Raw genomic sequence first — 17,285 nt, forward strand, 5'->3', positions numbered from 1 at the left:
GGCATGGGTGAGACTGGAGGCATGAAGGTGCACCGCATGCCGGACCAGCCGTGCTTCGCGCTCTACAGCGCGGTGAACGCCATCACCCGTGCCTACCGCCCGCTCCTGCAGCCGCTGGACCTCACCTACACCCAGTACGTCGTGATGATGACGTTGTGGGAGCAGGACGGCGTGGACCTGCGCACCCTCGCCGAGCGCACCCTGCTCGACCCGCCGACCCTCACCCCGGTGGTGAAGCGGCTGGAGGCCAAGGGCCTGCTCGGCCGCCGGAGGGCCGACGACGACGAGCGCCGCCTGGTCCTGACCGTCACCGAGGAGGGCCGGCGGCTGCAGGCCGAGGCGAACGAGGTGCCGGAGAAGATGCTCTGCCAGGTGGGCCTGACGCCCGCGGAGGAACGGCAGCTGCGCACCCTCTGCGGACAGGTCACGGACGCCCTCGCGTCACCGCGCTGAGCGCCAGGCCTGCCGTTCCGCCCCGCGCGGATCGTCGACGGTGCCGCTGTCGAGGTCGAACCGCATGGTGGTGCGCCGGTCCGCTGTGTACGCCGGCCAGCCGGGGTCTCCGGTGCGGGCGAAGCGGACCCAGGTCCGGTGGACCCGCGTGACGAGCGACGACGGCGGGTCGTCCGCGCCGAGCACCCCGTTCGGACCGCGCAGTCCGGGCAGGCCGGTCCGCCCGAACACGAACGGCAGCTCGACCGTGTGCGCGGCGCCGAGCTCCCTGCTCAGCGCGGGGGAGCGCCACGCGAACTCATAGGCGAACGTCCGTGAGCCGTGCGCCTCGGCCAGCGCCCAGGTGCCCGCGCCGAACAGGGCGTCACCGAGGATCGCGGACCGGATCTCCCCGTCCGCGGCCGCCGGCCGTTGTTCGCGGTAGGTCTTCACCAGCCGGACGGGGTCGGGGTGCGCCTTCGCCGCCAGTGCGTCGACGTCCGTCCCCGTCGAGGTCGCGTAGGTGCCGAACGGGACGAGGTAGAGGTTGCCCTCCTCGGCGTTCGTGCCGGTGAGCAGGTCGACGTCGGCGACGAGCGCGTCGGCCGGTTGCGTGGCCAGGACCAGGCTGAACGGGCTCAGCCCTGCCAGCGGATCGGTGTGCGTCGCGGTCCGCAGGTCGATCCCCGCCAGCTTCGCCGCCGTCTCCACGAGTCCTTCGTCCGGAACCCCCGCGAAGCCGTCGACGGTCGGCTCGACGGCGAGGAGGCCGGCGGCGCGCCGGGTGACCAGGGACGCCTGCCCGGGGGAGAAGGCGCCCAGCCCGCTTCCACTTTGGACGATCGCGCGGCGGAACAGCCCGGTGGCCTCGGGGGTGGCCAGCAAGCCGCTGACGATGGTGGCTCCCGCGGACTGGCCGAACACGGTGACGGTGCCGGGATCGCCGCCGAACGCCGCGATGTTCTCCCGCACCCAGCGCAGGGCCGCGACGACGTCGAGCAGGCCGCGATTGGGTGGTGCGCCCGGGATGTCGAGGAACCCCGCGATGCCGAGGCGGTAGTTCACGGTGACGAGCACGACGCCGTCCCGGGCGAACGCCGACCCGTCGTACAGCTCGGAACAGCCGGAGCCCGCGACGAAGCCGCCACCGTGCACGAACACCATCACGGGCAGTCCGGTGGCTTCGGTGTCGGGTGTCCAGACGTTGACGGTGAGGTAGTCCTCGCCGCGGTGCCAGCCACCGAAGTAGGCCCGCATGTCCATCTCGCCCAGCACACGTGGCGACTGCGGGGCTGTAGGTCCGAACTTCGTCGCGTCGCGCACGCCCTGCCACGGTTCGTGCTCCGCGGGTGGTGCGAACCGGGCGGCGCCAGTAGGGGCAGCGGCGTACGGGATGTCGCGGAAGACGGTGATCCCGTCCTGGTCGAGCCCGCGCACGACCCCTCGGGCGGTGGTGACGTCCATCCGCCTCACCGCTGCTCGTAGGAGCTGAAAGGCGCCCAGTCCTTGATCGCGAACGTGTCCGCGTCGCGGGTGACCTCCACGGCGCCGCCGCCGGCGAAGTGCGCAGGGAACACGAGGGTGGTGGTGTCCGCGGCCTCGCCCAGGATCCTGCGGCGGGTGGCGCGCGACTGGGCGGGGTCCTCGCAGAAGCAGCTGTTGGCGTCCGGTTCGAGGACCTGCACGGGGGAGTGCATCAGGTCGCCCACGAAGACCGCGCGGTCGGTGCCGGAGGCCAGGGTGAGGACGCTGGAACCGGGGGTGTGGCCGGGCGCCGGTTCCAGGCGGAGGTGCGCGTCGATCCGGTGGCCGTCCTCCCAGAGTTGCGTCAGACCCGCCTGGTGGACGGGGGCGACGCTGTCCTCGAAGACGTTCTGGTTGCCGCGGCCCAGAGCCGGCACCCTGCCGTTCTCCGGGTTCCAGAAGTCGAAGTCGGCCTTGGGCATCAGGTAGGTGGCGTTGGGGAAGGTCGGCACCCATGCGCGGTCGTCGAGGCGCGTGTTCCAGCCGACGTGGTCGACGTGCAGGTGGGTGTTGACGACGATGTCCACGTCCTCGGGGCGCACGCCGGCGCGGGCGAGGTTGCCGAGGAAGTCCGTGTCCAGGTGGCTCCAGATCGGGGAGTAGGGGCGCTCCTTGTGGTTGCCGACCCCGGTGTCGACGAGGATCGTCTTGCCCTCGCTGCGCAGCAACCAGGTCTGGATCGCCGCGCGCACGGTGCCCGTGGCCGGGTCGAGGTGCTCCGGGGCGAGCCACTGCTCGTCCCAGACCTGCCGCGACGTCTCGGGGAAGAAGACCTCGGGCGTCATCTCCACCGAGCCGTAGTACTCCCAAACGCGGGTGACGGAGACCCCGCCGAGTTCGATCGTGTCCATGCCGTCGATGCTGTGGCCGCCGCCCGCGACCGGACCAGATCCGCCCGTGCCTACCACTGGCGTGGTCAGGTTGCGAGACGCCGAGGTGCGCATACTGGCCGTATGAGCGGACAGGGACAGCTCGCCGAGTACCTGCAGGCTTGCCGGGCGCGGTTGCGGCCCGACCAGGTCGGACTGTCGACCTACGGCGAACGGCGGCGGGTCCCCGGTCTGCGGCGAGAAGAGGTCGCGGGCCTCGCGGGGGTCAGCGCCTCCTACTACGTCCGCCTGGAGCAGGGACAGGCGCTGCACGCGTCCCAGGAGGTGGTGGCGGCGCTCGCCCGCGCGTTGCAGCTCACCCCCGACGAACACGCCCACCTGCGGGAACTGGCCCAGCCCCGGCGGCACCGGTCCGCGCGGAAGCCCCCACCCGAACGCGTCTCCGCCGACACCGCCGACCTGATGGCCTCCCTGGGCCACGTCCCGGCGATCCTGCTGGGCCGCCGCGGCGACGTGCTGGCGTGGAACCCGCTGGGCCACGCCTTCTTCGCCGGGCACCTCGACCCCGCCGCCCCCGAGCGCCCCGCCGACCGGCCCAACATGCCCAAGCTGGTCTTCCTCGACGCGCACACCCGCGCGCTCTACCGGAACTGGCCGCTCAAGGCCCGCGCCATCGTCGGCAACCTCCGCCTCACCGTCGGCAAGCACCCCGACGACCGGGAGCTGAGCGCCCTGGTCGGCGAGCTGGTGTCCCGGAGCCCCGAGTTCGCGACGATGTGGGCGGACCACCGGGTCCGCGTCTGCGACAGCACCTCGTACCCCATGCACCACCCCGTCGCGGGGGAGGTCGTCGTGAAGCAGCAGACCCTCCGCATCCCGCACGCGCCGGACCAGACGCTGACCGTCGTGACGGCGGCACCGGGGTCGGCGGACCAGGCCGCGCTCACGTTGCTCGCGCAGGCCGTGCGGGAGTCCACTGTGGACCCTGCACGGCGACGATCACCGCTAGGCTCGCCGGCATGAGCAGAAAACTGGTCGTCGGGCTCGGGGTCGTGCTGGTCCTGATCGGCGGGGTGTGGACGGCGCAGGGCCTGGGCTACCTCGAGGGCAGCTTCATGACCGGGCAGCAGCTGTGGACGACGATCGGGCTGCTGTGCGTGTGTGCCGGTGCGGCGTTGCTGATCCCCTGGCCGAAGCGGCGGTGAAACGTCGTCAGTCCGGTCGTGACGCCTCCTCGTCGCGGGCCGGACGGCGGAACGCGTCGGCGTTGGTCATGGCGACGCCGACGAGCACGACCGCGCCACCGAGGATCTCCGCCGCTGTCACCGGCTTGCCGAGCGCCGCGGACATCACGACGGTGAACACGGTGATGAGGTTGAGGAACACGCCCGCCCGTGCCGGTGGGATGGTCATGAGCGCGCGGTTCCACATCACGTAGGACACCACCGACGGGCCGAGTCCGACGAACAGCAGCACGAGGACGGTGCCGGTGCCCGCCGGCACGTGCGGGCCGCCGGTCAGGACCACGACCGGCACCATCACGACCACCGCGACCAGTGCCTGCACGGCCGTGTTCGCGATCGGGTGCGCGCCGCTCGCACGGCGTCCCATCAGGCTGTACGCGGTCCAGGCGGTGATCGCGCCGAGCATGAGCAGGTCGCCGACGCCGAAGCCGGTGGACAGCAGCGACGCCGGGTTTCCTCCACTGAGGACCCAGAGCACACCCGCGAGCGCGACGACCACACCCAGGATCGCCAACGGCGTCAGGCGCTGCCGGAAGAACAGCGTCGCGCCGAGGGAGATCAAGGCTGGGTTGAAGGCGTTGATCAGCGACGCGTTGACGGCGTCCGTGTGCTGCAACGCGGTGTAGAGCAGGACGTTGTAGCCGAGGAGCCCGATCAGCGCGGGCACGACCGCCGTCCGCCACCGGCCGAACACCTGCCGCCAGTCCGGTCGTTCCACCAGGTGCGCGAGCGCGAACAGCGGGAGGACGGCGATCGCCCAGCGGAACGCCACGAGGTCGAGCGGGGCGAAGGTCGACACGGCCGCCCCGCCGACGACGTAGTTGCCCGCCCAGAACAGGGTCGCGACCAGCAGGGCCCCGAACGCGACGGCGGTGCCCTTCACGGAGTGGCGTTGCCCCGCACGGGCACCGTCGCGTCGAGGCACCAGCCGAGGACGCCGGGCCACGGTCCGTACCCGTCACCAGGGGTGATGTGCCCGGCGGCGGTCAGGAGGTCCAGGTCGACGCCGAGCTCCGCGGCCCACGCGGCGGCTTCGGCGGGCGTGTACGGGTCGGTCGTCGAGACGACCGCCCGCGTCGACTTGCCGGACGCGGCCGCGACCAGCCCGGGATCGACGTCCGCCACGGCGAACTCCTCGTTCCGGTTCTCGGCGGTGAACGCCTGCTCGCCGAGCGGCGAGACGAGCAGCACCCTGCTGACCCGCAGGTCCTCCGGCAACGACTGCGAGGCGCGCAGCCACAGGGCGGTGCCGAGCGAGTGGGCGACCACGACCCGTTCCCCGTCGCCGAGCTGCGCGAGCTCGGCGTGCAGCAGGTCGGTCCAGGTGCCGAGCGACGGCTGGTCCGGAGCGGGGAACTGCGGGTAGAGCACCTGCTCGCCGCGCTGCCGGAGTGACTCGGCGAGCCACCACATCCAGTGGCCGCGGGGGCGGTGGTTGTCCAGGCCGTGCAACAGCAGGAAGCGCCGGGACGGTGACACGTCGTTCATGCGGGTTTCCTCGGGTGTGAACTTCTCTGGCGGCTGGCGTGCGCCCGGCTCTTCATGCGGTTCCCGCAGACGGCCATCGAGCACCACTTGGCGGTTCCGGGACGGCTGTGGTCGACCAGGAACAGGTTGCACCGCGTGTTGGCGCAGGCCCGCAGACGGCCGGGCAGCTCCTCCTCCACTCGCGACCACGCGATCGCGACCCGTGCCGCGAGGTGGTGGTGCGGTGGCGTGACGAGGGTCCAGTCGAGACCGGCCGGCGTCGCGTCCGGGACGAGGCTGACGCCGTCGAGCAGCGCGCCGAGCCTGCTCGCCGCGCCGTCCTGGCCCCTGACCAGGTCCTGGAGGGTGTCGCGGACCTGCCGGAGGTGCTCCAGCTCGGCAGCGGCGCCGGTGCCGCCGTGCTGCCGCGCCAGTGCCTTCCCCCGCTCGCCGGTGAGCTGCTCGGTGCGGGCGCCGTCGACGACGGGAGCGCTGTTGAGCACCGCCAGCAGCAGGTCTTCGTCTTGGGGCGCCAACACCTTCTCCGTCGTCCGGGTGATCGCACGCTACCGGGCGGACCAACCGGTAAACAAGCCCGTACCGGTTGGTGAGTGTCCCGCGTGGACGATCGCGACATCACCGGGAACTGTTCGCCGCGTCCATCCGACCACTGGGGTGGGACGAGCGGGAGTGTGCCCGTCGTGGTGGCGAGATCCTGGCGGATGTTGGCTTCGCGGCCACTTCCCGGCGATGTGCCGGACCGTGACGATGAACGCCGTCAACAGTCACTGGCCGTGAAGGAGGCCGGACTTGCGGGTCCACATCGTCGTCTTCGACGGCATGGACGACCTGGACGTGGTCGGACCGTTCTCGGTGCTGGGCATGGCCGGACGAGCAGGGCTCGACGTGAGCGTGAGCCTGACGTCGGTGGACGGCCAGGCGACGACCCAGGGCGGCTTGCCGTTGCCCGCGTGGCCGTGGGCGCCGCAGGACGCGGACGTCGTGATCGTGCCCGGCGGCGGGTACGCGGCGAGCTCGGGAACGGGCGTGCGCGCGGAGATCGCGGCAGGGCGGTTGCCGGCGGCGCTGGCGGCGGCCGTGCGGCCGGACCTGGTGCTGGCGTCGGTCTGCACGGGTGCGTTGCTGCTCGCGGCGGCAGGGCTGGTGGCGGGTCGTCCGTGCACCACGCACCACCGCGCGGTGGCCGACCTGGTGGCGGCGGGCGGGGTCCACGTCGACGCGAGGGTGGTCGACGACGGCGACCTCGTCACGTGCGGCGGTGTCACGTCCGGGCTGGACCTGGCCCTGTGGCTGCTGGAGAGGTTCCGCGGGGCGGACGCCGCGGGGGTCGTGCAGCGCGCGATGGAGTACGAGCGCCGGGAGCCGCTGTGGCGGGCACCGGCGGAGATCACGAAGTGAGGGGCATTCGCTCGATGAGGCGAGCAGTTCTGGTCCTGGCCGCGGTGCTGCCGCTGGCCGCGTGCGGCACGGCGAGCCCGGCGCCCGCGGCGAGCGGTGCGGTCACCGTGCAGGACTGCGCGGGCAAGGACGTCACGTTCGAGTCGGCGCCGAAGCGCGTCGTCACGCTCGACGGCTACGCCGCGCAGACACTGGTGCGGCTCGGCGTGGCCGACAAGATCGTCGGAACCGGGTTCCCGGCGCCGTTCACCGCGGACGCCGCGCCCCACAGGGACGTGTTGGCGAAGATCCCGGTGCTGGCCGAACGGGTGCCGGTCACCGAGGTCGTCGCCGCGCAGCAACCCGATCTCGTGCTGACGAGCTTCGAGTCGTTCGGTGGTCCTCCCGGCAGCCCGAAGGACTCGGACCTGGTGACGATGAAGGCCAAGGGGCTGACGTCGTGCCTGGGCGGCAAGTTCGCGAAGCTGACCGATCTCTCGCCCACCTACGACTACGTGCGCAAGCTCGGTGCCGTCTTCGGGGTGCGGGACCGCGCGGAGAAGCTCGTCGCGGAGCTGGAAGGACGCGCGAAGGCCGTCAGGACGTCGTCGGGCGCCAAGCCGAAGGTGCTGGTGCTGCAGGACAACCCGGTCGCCGGGCAGCCGTTGCAGACCTCGGGTGCCGGCACGATCGCGCACGCGTTGATCACAATGGCGGGCGGGGAGAGCATCTTCTCCGACGTGTCGTCGATGCACGCGGAGATCTCGCCCGAGGAGGTCGTGCAGCGCGACCCGCAGGTCGTGTGGGTGATCACGGACTACACGTTCGCGAAGCTCAAGGGGCAGGAGCTCGTGGCGGCGGTGAAGGCCAACCCGTTGCTGGCGAACACCACCGCCGGCAAGCAGGGGAGGATCGTCTCGACCTCGCAGTACCTGGTGTCGTTCCCGAGCCCGCTCAACCTCGACGGCCTGGAACAGCTCGCGAACGCCCTGCACGCATGACGGCGGTCGTCGAGAAACCCGTCGTGCCGCCCGCGATCCGACCGCGGGCGGCCCTGCCGTACCCGGTGCTGCTCGCCGTCCTGACCGCCGCGCTGGCCGGGTCGGCGGTGCTGGCCACCGGGGTGGGACCGGTCGGCGTCCCGGCCGGCGAGGTCGCCCGCATCCTGGCGCACCACCTGGGCGGCGGGGGAGACACCGGTGCCGCCGCCGACCTGATCGTGTGGAGCATCCGGTTCCCCCGCGTCCTGCTCGGCGCGGTGGCCGGGGCCGGGCTCGCCCTGGCAGGGGCCGTCGTGCAGGGCGTCGTGCGCAACCCCGTCGCCGACCCGTACCTGCTCGGCCTGTCCCACGGCGCCTCGGTGGGAGCGGTCCTGGTCCTCACGACCGGGGCGGCGGTGCTGGGAGCGCTCACCCTGCCGCTGGCGGCGTTCGCGGGTGCCACGGCGGCGATCGCGGTGGTGCTCGTGATGGCCCGGCACCGCGGCCGGTTGCTGCCGATGCGGCTGATCCTCGTCGGGGTGGCGTTCGGTCACCTGTTCGCCGGGGTCACGTCGTTCCTGCTCGCCCGCACCGACTCCTCCGCGGCCCAGCAGCAGATCATCTTCTGGATGCTCGGCGGGTTGTCCGGCGCCCGGTGGGCCACCTTGCCCGTGACCACCGCCGTGGTCGTCGGCGTGACGGCGTTGCTGCTGGTGCGGGCACGGCGGTTGAACGCGCTCGTCCTCGGTGAGGAGGCCAGTGCCGCGCTCGGCGTGAACGCCAGCCGGCTGCGCTGGTACCTGCTGGTCCTCACGACGCTGCTGACCGGCACGGTCGTCGCGGTGTCGGGCGGGATCGGGTTCGTCGGCCTGATCGTGCCGCACCTGGCGCGCATGCTGGTCGGCGCGGACCACCGGCGGATGCTGCCGGTGACCGCGGTGCTCGGCGGGCTGTTCCTGCTGTGGGCGGACGTGGCGGCCCGGATCCTGATCGCGCCGGCCGAGCTGCCGATCGGCATCCTCACCGCCTTCCTCGGCGTGCCGTTCTTCCTGCTCGTCATGCGGGCGCGCGGCCTCGCCACCCAGGAGAACGCATGAGACTCGACCTCGACGCCGTGTCGGTCGCGCTGGGCGGGCGCCCGATCCTCGACCGGGTCGGCCTGACCGTCCACTCCGGACAGTTCGTCGCCCTCGTCGGCCCCAACGGCAGCGGCAAGTCCTCGTTGCTGCGCACGATCTACCGGGCGCGGCGGCCCGACTCCGGCACCGTGCGCGTCGACGGCCGCGACCTGTGGTCGTTGCCCGCCGCGGAGACCGCCCGGCACATCGGCGTCCTGATGCAGGAACAGCACTCCGGCTTCGAGTTCACCGTCGCCGAGACCGTCGCGCTGGGACGGACGCCGCACCTCGGCCTCTTCGACCGGCTGACCCGCGCCGACCACCAGGCGGTCGACGACGCCCTCGACCGCACCGGCCTGACCGCGTTCACCGGCCGCCGGGTCGGCGAGCTGTCCGGCGGCGAACGCCAGCGGGTGCTGCTGGCCCGCGCACTGGCCCAGCAACCGAAGCTGCTGGTGCTCGACGAGCCCACCAACCACCTCGACCTGCGCCACCAGCTCGACCTGCTGGAACTGGTCCGCGACCTGGGCGTCACCGTCGTCGCGGCGTTGCACGGCCTCGACCTCGCCGCCACCTACGCCGACACCACCGCCGTCCTCCAGGACGGCAGGCTGGTCGCCTGCGGCCCACCGGCCGAAGTCCTCACGCCGGAGACGATCGGTGCGGTGTTCGGAGTGGACGCCACCGTGCACCACGACGACGGCGCCGCCAGGTTCGTGCTGCGCCCGCGCTGCGTCTGCCCGGACGACTGCCACTGGAGCTGCCGCACCCGCCGGGCCGGGGTGGGCGCCGATGCCCGCTGACCCGCACGTGGTCGCCGTGCTCGCCGTCGACGGCGTGGTGGGCTTCGACCTGGCCATCCCGTGCCAGGTCTTCGGCCTGGCCAGACTCCCCGGCGGCGACTACCCGTACCAGGTCAGGGTGTGCGGCACCGAGCCGTCGGTCGAGGCCACCGCGGGCGGCGTCACCTACTACCGCATCGCGGCGCCGCACGGCCTGGACGCGGCGGAGGACGCCGGCACCATCGTCGTGCCCGGCATGACCTACACCCGGCGCCCGCCACCCGAGGTCGTGGACCTGCTCCGCTCCGCCGCCGGACGCGGCGCCCGCACGGTGTCGATCTGCACCGGCGCCTTCGCCCTGGCCGAGGCGGGCCTGCTGGCCGGTCGCCGTGCCACCACCCACTGGGCGGCAGCGGCAGAGCTGGCCCGCCGCCACCCCGACGTGGAGGTGGACGCCGACGCCCTCTACGTGGGCGAGGGCAAGGTCTTCACCTCGGCGGGCGTCGCCGCGGGGCTCGACCTGTGCCTGCACCTCGTCCGCCGCGACTTCGGCGCCGCCGTGGCCGCCTCCGCCGCCAGGGCGGTCGTCATGGCCCCCACCAGGGACGGCGACCAGGCCCAGTTCATCCCACCGCCTCCGCTGCAGACCGGTGACGGCTCGCTCTCCGCGACCCTGACCTGGATGCGCGCGCAGGCCGCCGCGCCGTTGACGCTGGCCGACATCGCCCGGCACGCGAACCTCAGCACCCGCACGCTCACCCGCCGGTTCCGGGAGCAGACCGGTACCACGCCGCTGGACTGGCTGGCGCGGCAACGGCTTCAGCTCGCGCGTGAGCTGCTGGAGACCACGGACCTGGCTGTTCCCGTTGTGGCCGAGCGCAGTGGGCACGGGTCGGCCACGGCGTTGCGGGCCCACTTCGACCGGGCGTTGCGCACCAGTCCGCAGCGGTATCGGCAGACGTTCCGGCAGCCTGGCGGCTGACGAGCGCTGCCGGACGTGGCGGGCGGACCAGTCGGCTGTGGTGCGCCGGCGGACGCGGCCGTCGCAGCGCATCCCCGGGTGGACCTGGATCACGACCAGGTCCACCCGGAGATGTCCGTTTCCTGCCCCAAGTCCCGTAGTGCCCACCTCGAGTGGTGACACTGGACGGACGTCGACGTTTCGCCCTCCCCGGACCGGGTACGCGGGGCGAGTGCGAACGCGTCGGTGGGCGGTGATGATCGGACTCGGTGCGGTGCTGCTCGCCTTGGTCCTCCTCGGCGTCCGCCCGCAGACACCCGAGCAGTTCCGGTCCACTGTGGAGACGAGCGTCCAGGACGCGCTCTCCTCGGTCGGCACGGCGAGACTGGTCGGTCGAACAGCCCTGCAGGACAACACGATCGCGCCCTACGAGTCCGCCGTGCTCGCCGATGCGCGCAAGAGCGTCGCCACGGCCATCGCGGACGTCGCCGAAGCCCAGCCGCCCGACGCGAGCTCACGGGAGCTGCGGGATGCTGCGCTGCCGTTGTTGCAGGAGTCCGCGCGCCTCATCGGTGACCTGGACGCGGGAGACCGGACCGCGGTGGACGGGCTGGCCGCGGTGAAGGGCGAGCTCGCCTCGGTGCTGGAGGCGGTGCGGTGAAGCGGTTGCTGGCCATCACCCTCGGCATCCTCACGGCGATCGGCGGGTTCGTCGACATCGGCGACCTGGTCGCGAACTCCGAGACCGGTGCCCGGTTCGGCATGCGGCTCGCGTGGGTCGTGGTAATCGGCGTCGTCGGCATCTGCGTCTACGCCGAGATGGCGGGGCGGGTGGCGGCGGTCAGCGGGCGGCCGGTGTTCGACCTCGTGCGGGAACGGCTCGGGCCGCGGGCCGCGCTGGCGAACCTGGCCGGGTCCTACCTCGTCACGCTGCTGACGCTCGCGGCGGAGATCGGCGGTGTCGCGCTCGCGGTCGAGCTGGCCACCAGCGTGCACTACCTGCTGTGGGTGCCGATCGCGGCGTTCGTGCTGTGGGTGGTGTTGTGGCGGGTGAAGTTCGAGCCGATGGAGCGGGTGTTCGGGCTGGCCGGGCTGGCGCTCGTGGTGTTCGTCGTCGCCTTCCTCGCGCTCGGCCCGCCGTGGCACAACCTGGGCGACCAGGCCACGACCTTCGGTCCTCCGTCCACTGAGGACTGGGGCACCTACGCGTTCTTCGCCGTCGCGTTGTTCGCCGCGGCGATGACGCCGTACGAGGTGTTCTTCTTCTCGTCCGGTGCGGTGGAGGAGAAGTGGTCGAAGCGCGACCTCGCCACCGAGCGCGTCAACGTCTTCGTGGGCTTCCCGCTCGGCGGACTGCTCTCGCTCGCGATCATGGGGTGCGCGGCGGTGGTCTACGAACCCGCCGGCATCCGGGTGGACACCCTCGGCCAGACCGCCCTGCCCGTCGCGATGGCGCTGGGCAAGCTCGGGCTGGTGGTCGTGATCCTGGGCTTCTTCGCCGCCACGTTCGGCGCGGCGCTGGAGACCGGCCTGTCCGCCGGCTACACGGTGGCCCAGTACTTCGGCTGGCAGTGGGGCAAGCTCGTGCGGCCCCGGCAGGCGGCGCGGTTCCACACCGTCGTGCTCGTCAGCATCCTGCTCGGGGTCGCGCTGCTGCTCACCACGGCCGACCCGATCGCGATCACCGAGTACTCACTCGTGTTCAGCGCCGTCGCGCTGCCGCTGACCTACCTGCCGATCCTGATCGTCGCCAACGACCGCGACTACCTGGGCGACAAGGTCAACAGCCGCGTCACCAACGTGCTCGGCACGGCGTACCTGGTGGTCATCCTCGTGGTCGCGGTCGCCGCGGTGCCGCTCATGGTCATCACCGGAACGGGAGGCTGAGCGTGCGGATCGACTTCGACCTGCTGGACCGCCAGATCGTCGACCTGGACGGCTACCTCGTGGGCAAGGCCGACGACGTCGAGCTCGGCGTGACCGACGACGGCAGGCCGTTCGTGGTCGCGATCCTCGTGGGACACCACGCGCTGGGCACGCGCATCGGTGGTGTGGTGGGCCGGTGCATGGCCGCGGTCGCCCGGCGGCTGCACTCCACGGGCGACCCGCGGCCGGTGCGGATCCCGTTCGAGCGCGTCGCCGAGGTGGGCAGCGCCATCCGGCTCGACGTCCGGCACGAGCTGCTGGACACGCCCGCGATGGAACTGTGGTTGCGGGACAAGGTGATCGGACGCATCCCGGGAGCCGCTGATGCTGGCGAGTGACCTGCTCGGACGAGTCGTGCACGACCGCGCGGGCCGTCCGCTCGGGCGGGTGGCGGACCTGCTCACCGAGCGGGACGAGCAGGGACGCCACCGCGTCGTGACGGTGCTCGTCACGCCGCGGTGGCGCGGAAGGCTGCTCGGGTTCGAACGTCCCGGCATGCAGCAGCCCTGGTTGCTCGACCGGCTCTCCCGCGTCCTGCACCGCGGGACGCGGGAGATCGGCTGGGACGAGGTCGGCTGGCAGGCCGTCAGCCGGTGCAGGCCGCCCGGTTGAGCGTGACGGCCGAGGGCGTGCTCGCCGTGCCGTTGGCGGTGAAGCCGAGCGACACGGACGCTCCCGCGCCCAGAGACGGGCTGTGGGACGGCGCGGTCACCGTGACCGTCGAGCCGGACTGGGTGAAGGTGCCGTTCCAGCCGCTGGCGACGGTGGCGCCGGACAGGGAGAACGAGACGGTCCACGGGTTCGCGGCGCTCGTCCCGGTGTTGGTGACCGTCAGCGAGCCCTGGAACCCGCCCTGCCACGAGTTGTCCAGCTTCCAGGCCGTCTTGCACGCGCCCGTACCGCCGCCACCGGTGGTCGTGGTGGTCGTGGTCGTCGTCGTGCCGGGACCACCGCCGGACGGGGCGATGAGGTAGGGCTGGAGGATGCTCTGCTTGGCCTGGTTGACCGTCGTCCAGTCGTCACCCACGATGCCGCCCGTGTCGCCGCTGTTGGGGTTCCACGACCAGTAGGTGAACGACATGCCGTTGACGCCGGTTCCGGTGTAGGCCATCAGGTTCTCGAGCCACACCTTGTCGACCGGGTTCGCGAGCGTGGTGCCGAACTCGCCCATCATGATCGGCGCGATGTTCTGCTTGTACAGGTAGCCCCAGTACCTGTCCCAGATCGCCGGCATGTTCGCGGGGTAGTCGGGCGCGCTGAACCACGGCTGGTTGTAGACCGAGGTGGCGTACTCGTGCGGGGAGTACACCAGCCGGTTCGCCACCGACAGGCGCACCGGGAACTGGCCCGCCTTCGACAGGTTGCCGCCCCACCAGCCGCAGTCCTCGTCGTTGGACGGGTCGCCGTCCCACACGTTCGACAGCCCGCCGCTCGGGCAGCTCACGCCCTCGACGAAGATCAGCCAGTTCGGCTGGACGCTCAGGATCGCGTTGCCCGCGCGTTCGGCGGCCAGCCGCCAGTCGCGGGCGGTGTCGCCGCAGCCCCAGCACGACCCGGTGGCAGCCGGGTTGGTGCCCTCGGCGTGCGGCTCGTTGTGCAGGTCGGCGCCGATCACCGTGGTGTTGCCCGCGTACCGCTGGGCCAGGGTCTTCCAGTCGTTGATCCAGGTGCTCTCCGGCACGCCCGCCGTGTACCAGAGGGCGGTCTGGCCCGCGCTGGTCGGCCGGTGCCGGTCGAGGATGACCCGCATGCCCTTCTGGCCCGCGTAGTCGATCACCTTGTCGAGGATCTGCAACGGCGACAGCCCGACCAGGTCGGGGTTGGTGTAGTCGTTGATGCCGGTCGCCCTGGCGTCGGACTTCAGGGCGTCGTTGGAGAACGGCACGCGCAGCGTGTTGTAGCCCAGCTGCGCCATCTGGTCGAGCTGCTGGCGCCACGTGCGGCTGGCCCACAGGCCGTGGAAGGTCTTGTTGTCGGTCTCCATCCCGAACCAGTTGATGCCGGTCAGCCGGACCGTGGCACCGGTGCCGTCGAGGATCCTGCTCCCGCTGGTGTGCAGGTACCCGGTGCCCGTGCCACCCGCCGCCACCGCCGGGAGTGAGCCGGCGGTGGCGATGGCGGCCACCCCGCTCGCGGCCACCACGGCCGCGATGGCCGCGCCGAGAACCTTCTGCCGCAGCTTCATCCGCTCTCCTTCGATCCTGCAACCGCCCTCCTAGGGGAAGAGTTCCCAGGTAGAGGGCGGGAAACCCGCGGGGGCCCTGGAACCCCCCCAAAACCCCACCCGGGGTGGGCGGGGGTCAAGGCGGGCCGGTCGAATCGATTCGAACGCGCGCTCCGTCTACTGGGGACGGACCCCGCCGAGCGCGCCCAGGACCGTCGAGACCTGCAACGACGTGCGCGCGGCCACGTCGTCGCCGCTGCCGCCGAGCTCGGGTGCGCCGGGCGGGAGCTGGTTGACCGCGTCGAGGACCGCCAGGTAGACGCGCAGGCACCAGTCCGGCGACGACGCGGCGATCGCGCCCGCGGCGTGCAGGCGCGCGAAGAGCCCGCGCGACCGCTCCAGGACCTCGTCGCTCAGCGTCGGGTGGTCGGAGTTCACGCGGCTCACGAGGTCGACGACGAACCGCTGGCTGAACTTGATCCCGATGACCAGCTCGGTGATGCGGTGCAGGGCGACGAGCGGGGGAGCGGTCTCGACCTTCGCCTCGTCGAGCGCGCGCAGGTACTGGTCGTTGAGCTGCGCGAACAGCGTGTCCAGCAGGGCTTTGCGGGACGAGAAGCGGCGGTGCACGGTGGCGCGGGCGAGCCCGGCCTCGTCGGCGATGCGCTCCAGCGACGCGGCCGGGTCGTCGGCCAGGACGACCTTGGCGGCTTCGAGGATGCGCGCCACGTTGCGTTCGGCGTCCGCGCGGACGGGGCGGGACGGGGTGGGCGCGCTCATCTGACCTCCGTGGTGGCGAGCAACCGACGATCAGCATAAGTGCGACAGACGGCTCTCAATTGGCGAGGACGCCGGCCAGCACCGCGATCACGACCTTCCGCACGGCCTCGGGTGCCGCCGGGCCGTCCTTCTGCTCGGTGAACTGCAGGTGCGCCGCGCCGATCAAGGTGGGCGCGAGCGTGTCGACGTCGGCTTCCGCCGTGATCCGGCCCAGGTCGCGCTCCGCCTTCAGGTAGTCCACGACCACCGCCGTGAACTCGCCCACGAGCGGCAGCCGCGCGGTGCCGGCCGCGCGGAGCCGGGTGCGCAGCTCGTCGCGCGCGATGACGAGGACGACGAGCGCCAGCGCGACCGGGTCGAAGCCTGCGGTCAGCGCGCTGGTCAGGTTGCCGGCGACGGTGCCGGACCCCGCCGCGTCCCGCAGGCCGATCGCCCGGACCTGCGCGATGCGGTCCAGCACGAGCTCGGTCAGGAACGCGTCGAAGTCCGCGAAGTACCGGTGCAGCACGCCCTTGGCGACACCCGCCTCGGTCGTGACGGCCCTGCTGGTCAGCTCGCTGGCGCCGTCCCTGACCAGGACCCGTCCGGCGGCCTCGAACAGCTGCTGGCGCGGGTCGCGCAGCGCCACACCGGTCGGCACGGTGCTTCCTCCTCATCGCTGTGAGCGAACGTCGCCGCCCTAGTGGGCACTTGCCCACTAGAGTGGGCGCATGGTCACTCTACCGTCCTCACCTGCACCGGAACCTCATCGGCACCGCCGGGTGGCGGAGTCCTTCGGCGTCGACCCCGCGCGCTACGACCGGACCAGGGCCACCTATTCCGACGCGGTGATCGAGCGGGTCGTGGCCGCCGCTCCCGGTCCCGGCCTCCTCGACGTCGGCTGCGGCACCGGCATCGAGGCCCGCCAGTTCCGCGCCGCCGGCCGGACCGTCCTCGGTGTCGAGCCGGACCGGCGGATGGCCGACTTCGCGCGGAGCACCGGCCTGGACGTCGAGGTCGCGACGTTCGAGGCGTGGGACCCCGCCGGCCGCACGTTCGACGCCGTCGTCTCCGGCACGGCGTGGCACTGGGTCGACCCGGTCGCGGGCGCGGCCAAGGCGGCGCGGGTCCTGCGGCCGGGCGGCGTGCTGGCGCCGTTCGGGCACGTGTACGAGCTCCCGCCGGCCGTGGGGGAGGCGCTGGCCACGACGTACCGGCGGGTGGCACCCGGCTCACCGCTGTTCGCGGTAGGGCAGTCCGAGGTGTCGGTCCTGGACGCCTACCGGGGCCTGTACGCGAAGGCGGCGGACGGGATCCGCGAGGCGGGCGGGTTCGCCGAGCCCGAGCTGTGGCGGCACGACTGGCAGCGGGCGTACACCCGCGACGAGCTGCTGGACCTGGTGCCGACCTCCGGCGGTCTCACGATGCTGCCTCCCGGGCAGCTGGCGGAGGTGCTGGACGCCGTGGGCGCCGCGGTCGACGAGCTCGGCGGGTCCGTCACGCTGCGGTACGCCACCTGGGGTCTCACAGCGGTTCGCACGGGCACGCCGTCGCGGTGACAGCGTTGCGGCGCCGGGGTGGGCCACCGGCTCGGGGGGGGGGACCCTCTCCCCCCCGGGGGGGCCCCCCCCCCCCCAGGGGTCGGGTCCCCCGGTCGGGGGGACCGCCGGAGGGTTCTGCGAGGAGAACTCCACCCGTGA

General features: G+C 72.5%; 21 protein-coding genes. 13 read left to right on the top strand and 8 right to left on the bottom strand.

Translation table 11 applies throughout. The features are described from left to right. Window positions 1-3: 3 nt before the first annotated feature. On the top strand, window positions 4-453 hold the full coding sequence (locus tag ACFWV3_RS00375) for a MarR family winged helix-turn-helix transcriptional regulator (RefSeq protein ID WP_382406543.1): 450 nt from the start codon (window positions 4-6) through the stop codon (window positions 451-453). Here the strand turns inward: ACFWV3_RS00375 and ACFWV3_RS00380 are convergent. Together ACFWV3_RS00380 and ACFWV3_RS00385 are read right to left on the bottom strand one after the other, a co-directional pair. Then, the gene (locus ACFWV3_RS00380) at window positions 442-1,896 is read right to left on the bottom strand and encodes a carboxylesterase/lipase family protein (RefSeq protein WP_382406545.1); all 1,455 of its coding nucleotides are present in this window, start codon (window positions 1,894-1,896) and stop codon (window positions 442-444) included. The two genes, ACFWV3_RS00375 and ACFWV3_RS00380, sit on opposite strands and share 12 nt — an antisense overlap. A 5-nt stretch (window positions 1,897-1,901) precedes the next feature. Next, the gene (locus ACFWV3_RS00385; RefSeq protein WP_382406547.1) at window positions 1,902-2,807 is read right to left on the bottom strand and encodes an MBL fold metallo-hydrolase; all 906 of its coding nucleotides are present in this window, start codon (window positions 2,805-2,807) and stop codon (window positions 1,902-1,904) included. A gap of 102 nt (window positions 2,808-2,909) precedes the next feature. Here ACFWV3_RS00385 and ACFWV3_RS00390 point away from each other — a divergent pair, with 102 nt between their 5' ends. Together ACFWV3_RS00390 and ACFWV3_RS00395 are read left to right on the top strand one after the other, a co-directional pair. Next, window positions 2,910-3,809 (top strand): helix-turn-helix transcriptional regulator, encoded by a 900-nt coding sequence (locus tag ACFWV3_RS00390; RefSeq protein WP_382406549.1) that lies wholly within the window; start codon window positions 2,910-2,912, stop codon window positions 3,807-3,809. Beyond that, on the top strand, window positions 3,806-3,991 hold the full coding sequence (locus tag ACFWV3_RS00395; protein WP_382406551.1) for a hypothetical protein: 186 nt from the start codon (window positions 3,806-3,808) through the stop codon (window positions 3,989-3,991). Before ACFWV3_RS00390 ends, ACFWV3_RS00395 begins: the two co-directional genes overlap by 4 nt. A gap of 7 nt (window positions 3,992-3,998) precedes the next feature. Here ACFWV3_RS00395 and ACFWV3_RS00400 read toward each other — a convergent pair whose 3' ends face one another. The 3 genes from ACFWV3_RS00400 to ACFWV3_RS00410 are packed head-to-tail and all read right to left on the bottom strand — an operon-like array spanning window position 3,999 to window position 6,033. Then, window positions 3,999-4,913, bottom strand: coding sequence for a DMT family transporter (locus ACFWV3_RS00400; protein ID WP_382406553.1), 915 nt, complete (start codon window positions 4,911-4,913; stop codon window positions 3,999-4,001). Then, window positions 4,910-5,518, bottom strand: a complete 609-nt coding sequence (locus ACFWV3_RS00405; RefSeq protein ID WP_382406555.1) for an RBBP9/YdeN family alpha/beta hydrolase — start codon at window positions 5,516-5,518, stop codon at window positions 4,910-4,912. The genes ACFWV3_RS00400 and ACFWV3_RS00405 overlap by 4 nt, the downstream gene beginning before the upstream one ends. Further along, the gene (locus ACFWV3_RS00410) at window positions 5,515-6,033 is read right to left on the bottom strand and encodes a CGNR zinc finger domain-containing protein (RefSeq protein WP_382406557.1); all 519 of its coding nucleotides are present in this window, start codon (window positions 6,031-6,033) and stop codon (window positions 5,515-5,517) included. Before ACFWV3_RS00410 ends, ACFWV3_RS00405 begins: the two co-directional genes overlap by 4 nt. A gap of 274 nt (window positions 6,034-6,307) precedes the next feature. Here ACFWV3_RS00410 and ACFWV3_RS00415 point away from each other — a divergent pair, with 274 nt between their 5' ends. The 9 genes from ACFWV3_RS00415 (at window position 6,308) to ACFWV3_RS00455 (ending at window position 13,274) form a co-directional block, all read left to right on the top strand. Further along, window positions 6,308-6,916: a DJ-1/PfpI family protein gene (locus ACFWV3_RS00415; RefSeq protein ID WP_382406559.1), complete on the top strand. Its 609-nt coding sequence runs from the start codon at window positions 6,308-6,310 to the stop codon at window positions 6,914-6,916. 14 nt (window positions 6,917-6,930) lie between these two features. Then, complete coding sequence (locus ACFWV3_RS00420; protein ID WP_382406561.1) at window positions 6,931-7,896, top strand: ABC transporter substrate-binding protein; 966 nt, start codon at window positions 6,931-6,933, stop codon at window positions 7,894-7,896. After that, the gene (locus tag ACFWV3_RS00425; protein WP_382406563.1) at window positions 7,893-8,972 is read left to right on the top strand and encodes a FecCD family ABC transporter permease; all 1,080 of its coding nucleotides are present in this window, start codon (window positions 7,893-7,895) and stop codon (window positions 8,970-8,972) included. Before ACFWV3_RS00420 ends, ACFWV3_RS00425 begins: the two co-directional genes overlap by 4 nt. After that, complete coding sequence (locus ACFWV3_RS00430) at window positions 8,969-9,796, top strand: ABC transporter ATP-binding protein (protein ID WP_382406565.1); 828 nt, start codon at window positions 8,969-8,971, stop codon at window positions 9,794-9,796. The genes ACFWV3_RS00425 and ACFWV3_RS00430 overlap by 4 nt, the downstream gene beginning before the upstream one ends. After that, on the top strand, window positions 9,786-10,757 hold the full coding sequence (locus ACFWV3_RS00435) for a GlxA family transcriptional regulator (protein WP_382406567.1): 972 nt from the start codon (window positions 9,786-9,788) through the stop codon (window positions 10,755-10,757). The genes ACFWV3_RS00430 and ACFWV3_RS00435 overlap by 11 nt, the downstream gene beginning before the upstream one ends. A gap of 235 nt (window positions 10,758-10,992) precedes the next feature. Further along, window positions 10,993-11,397: a hypothetical protein gene (locus ACFWV3_RS00440; protein WP_382406569.1), complete on the top strand. Its 405-nt coding sequence runs from the start codon at window positions 10,993-10,995 to the stop codon at window positions 11,395-11,397. Continuing rightward, window positions 11,394-12,623, top strand: a complete 1,230-nt coding sequence (locus tag ACFWV3_RS00445) for an NRAMP family divalent metal transporter (RefSeq protein ID WP_382406571.1) — start codon at window positions 11,394-11,396, stop codon at window positions 12,621-12,623. Before ACFWV3_RS00440 ends, ACFWV3_RS00445 begins: the two co-directional genes overlap by 4 nt. A 2-nt stretch (window positions 12,624-12,625) precedes the next feature. Continuing rightward, window positions 12,626-13,000 (top strand): hypothetical protein, encoded by a 375-nt coding sequence (locus tag ACFWV3_RS00450; RefSeq protein ID WP_382406573.1) that lies wholly within the window; start codon window positions 12,626-12,628, stop codon window positions 12,998-13,000. After that, window positions 12,987-13,274, top strand: a complete 288-nt coding sequence (locus tag ACFWV3_RS00455) for a PRC-barrel domain containing protein (RefSeq protein WP_382406575.1) — start codon at window positions 12,987-12,989, stop codon at window positions 13,272-13,274. The genes ACFWV3_RS00450 and ACFWV3_RS00455 overlap by 14 nt, the downstream gene beginning before the upstream one ends. On the opposite strand, the gene ACFWV3_RS00460 is transcribed toward ACFWV3_RS00455, so the two are convergent. From ACFWV3_RS00460 to ACFWV3_RS00470, 3 genes are all read right to left on the bottom strand, one after another. Next, the gene (locus ACFWV3_RS00460) at window positions 13,249-14,847 is read right to left on the bottom strand and encodes a cellulase family glycosylhydrolase (RefSeq protein WP_382406577.1); all 1,599 of its coding nucleotides are present in this window, start codon (window positions 14,845-14,847) and stop codon (window positions 13,249-13,251) included. The two genes, ACFWV3_RS00455 and ACFWV3_RS00460, sit on opposite strands and share 26 nt — an antisense overlap. Before the next feature lie 156 nt (window positions 14,848-15,003). Next, on the bottom strand, window positions 15,004-15,606 hold the full coding sequence (locus ACFWV3_RS00465) for a TetR/AcrR family transcriptional regulator (RefSeq protein WP_382406579.1): 603 nt from the start codon (window positions 15,604-15,606) through the stop codon (window positions 15,004-15,006). A gap of 55 nt (window positions 15,607-15,661) precedes the next feature. Beyond that, entirely contained in the window at window positions 15,662-16,246 is a 585-nt protein-coding gene (locus ACFWV3_RS00470) for a TetR/AcrR family transcriptional regulator (protein ID WP_382406581.1), read from the bottom strand. A 70-nt stretch (window positions 16,247-16,316) separates the two neighbouring features. On the opposite strand from ACFWV3_RS00470, the gene ACFWV3_RS00475 reads away from it, so the two are divergent. Then, the gene (locus ACFWV3_RS00475; RefSeq protein WP_382406583.1) at window positions 16,317-17,144 is read left to right on the top strand and encodes a class I SAM-dependent methyltransferase; all 828 of its coding nucleotides are present in this window, start codon (window positions 16,317-16,319) and stop codon (window positions 17,142-17,144) included. Window positions 17,145-17,285: the final 141 nt, after the last annotated feature.

This window comes from Lentzea sp. NPDC059081 (genome assembly GCF_042738015.1).
Lineage (GTDB): Bacteria > Actinomycetota > Actinomycetes > Mycobacteriales > Pseudonocardiaceae > Lentzea.

Excerpts from the sequence above, each read along its gene's own strand:
- ACFWV3_RS00375 (WP_382406543.1), top strand. The coding sequence starts at position 4 with ATGGGTGAGACTGGAGGCATGAAGGTGCACCGCATGCCGGACCAGCCG.
- ACFWV3_RS00380 (WP_382406545.1), bottom strand. The coding sequence starts at position 1,896 with ATGGACGTCACCACCGCCCGAGGGGTCGTGCGCGGGCTCGACCAGGAC.
- ACFWV3_RS00385 (WP_382406547.1), bottom strand. The coding sequence starts at position 2,807 with ATGGACACGATCGAACTCGGCGGGGTCTCCGTCACCCGCGTTTGGGAG.
- ACFWV3_RS00390 (WP_382406549.1), top strand. The coding sequence starts at position 2,910 with ATGAGCGGACAGGGACAGCTCGCCGAGTACCTGCAGGCTTGCCGGGCG.
- ACFWV3_RS00395 (WP_382406551.1), top strand. The coding sequence starts at position 3,806 with ATGAGCAGAAAACTGGTCGTCGGGCTCGGGGTCGTGCTGGTCCTGATC.
- ACFWV3_RS00405 (WP_382406555.1), bottom strand. The coding sequence starts at position 5,518 with ATGAACGACGTGTCACCGTCCCGGCGCTTCCTGCTGTTGCACGGCCTG.
- ACFWV3_RS00420 (WP_382406561.1), top strand. The coding sequence starts at position 6,931 with ATGAGGCGAGCAGTTCTGGTCCTGGCCGCGGTGCTGCCGCTGGCCGCG.
- ACFWV3_RS00425 (WP_382406563.1), top strand. The coding sequence starts at position 7,893 with ATGACGGCGGTCGTCGAGAAACCCGTCGTGCCGCCCGCGATCCGACCG.
- ACFWV3_RS00430 (WP_382406565.1), top strand. The coding sequence starts at position 8,969 with ATGAGACTCGACCTCGACGCCGTGTCGGTCGCGCTGGGCGGGCGCCCG.
- ACFWV3_RS00435 (WP_382406567.1), top strand. The coding sequence starts at position 9,786 with ATGCCCGCTGACCCGCACGTGGTCGCCGTGCTCGCCGTCGACGGCGTG.
- ACFWV3_RS00440 (WP_382406569.1), top strand. The coding sequence starts at position 10,993 with ATGATCGGACTCGGTGCGGTGCTGCTCGCCTTGGTCCTCCTCGGCGTC.
- ACFWV3_RS00455 (WP_382406575.1), top strand. The coding sequence starts at position 12,987 with ATGCTGGCGAGTGACCTGCTCGGACGAGTCGTGCACGACCGCGCGGGC.
- ACFWV3_RS00460 (WP_382406577.1), bottom strand. The coding sequence starts at position 14,847 with ATGAAGCTGCGGCAGAAGGTTCTCGGCGCGGCCATCGCGGCCGTGGTG.
- ACFWV3_RS00465 (WP_382406579.1), bottom strand. The coding sequence starts at position 15,606 with ATGAGCGCGCCCACCCCGTCCCGCCCCGTCCGCGCGGACGCCGAACGC.
- ACFWV3_RS00475 (WP_382406583.1), top strand. The coding sequence starts at position 16,317 with ATGGTCACTCTACCGTCCTCACCTGCACCGGAACCTCATCGGCACCGC.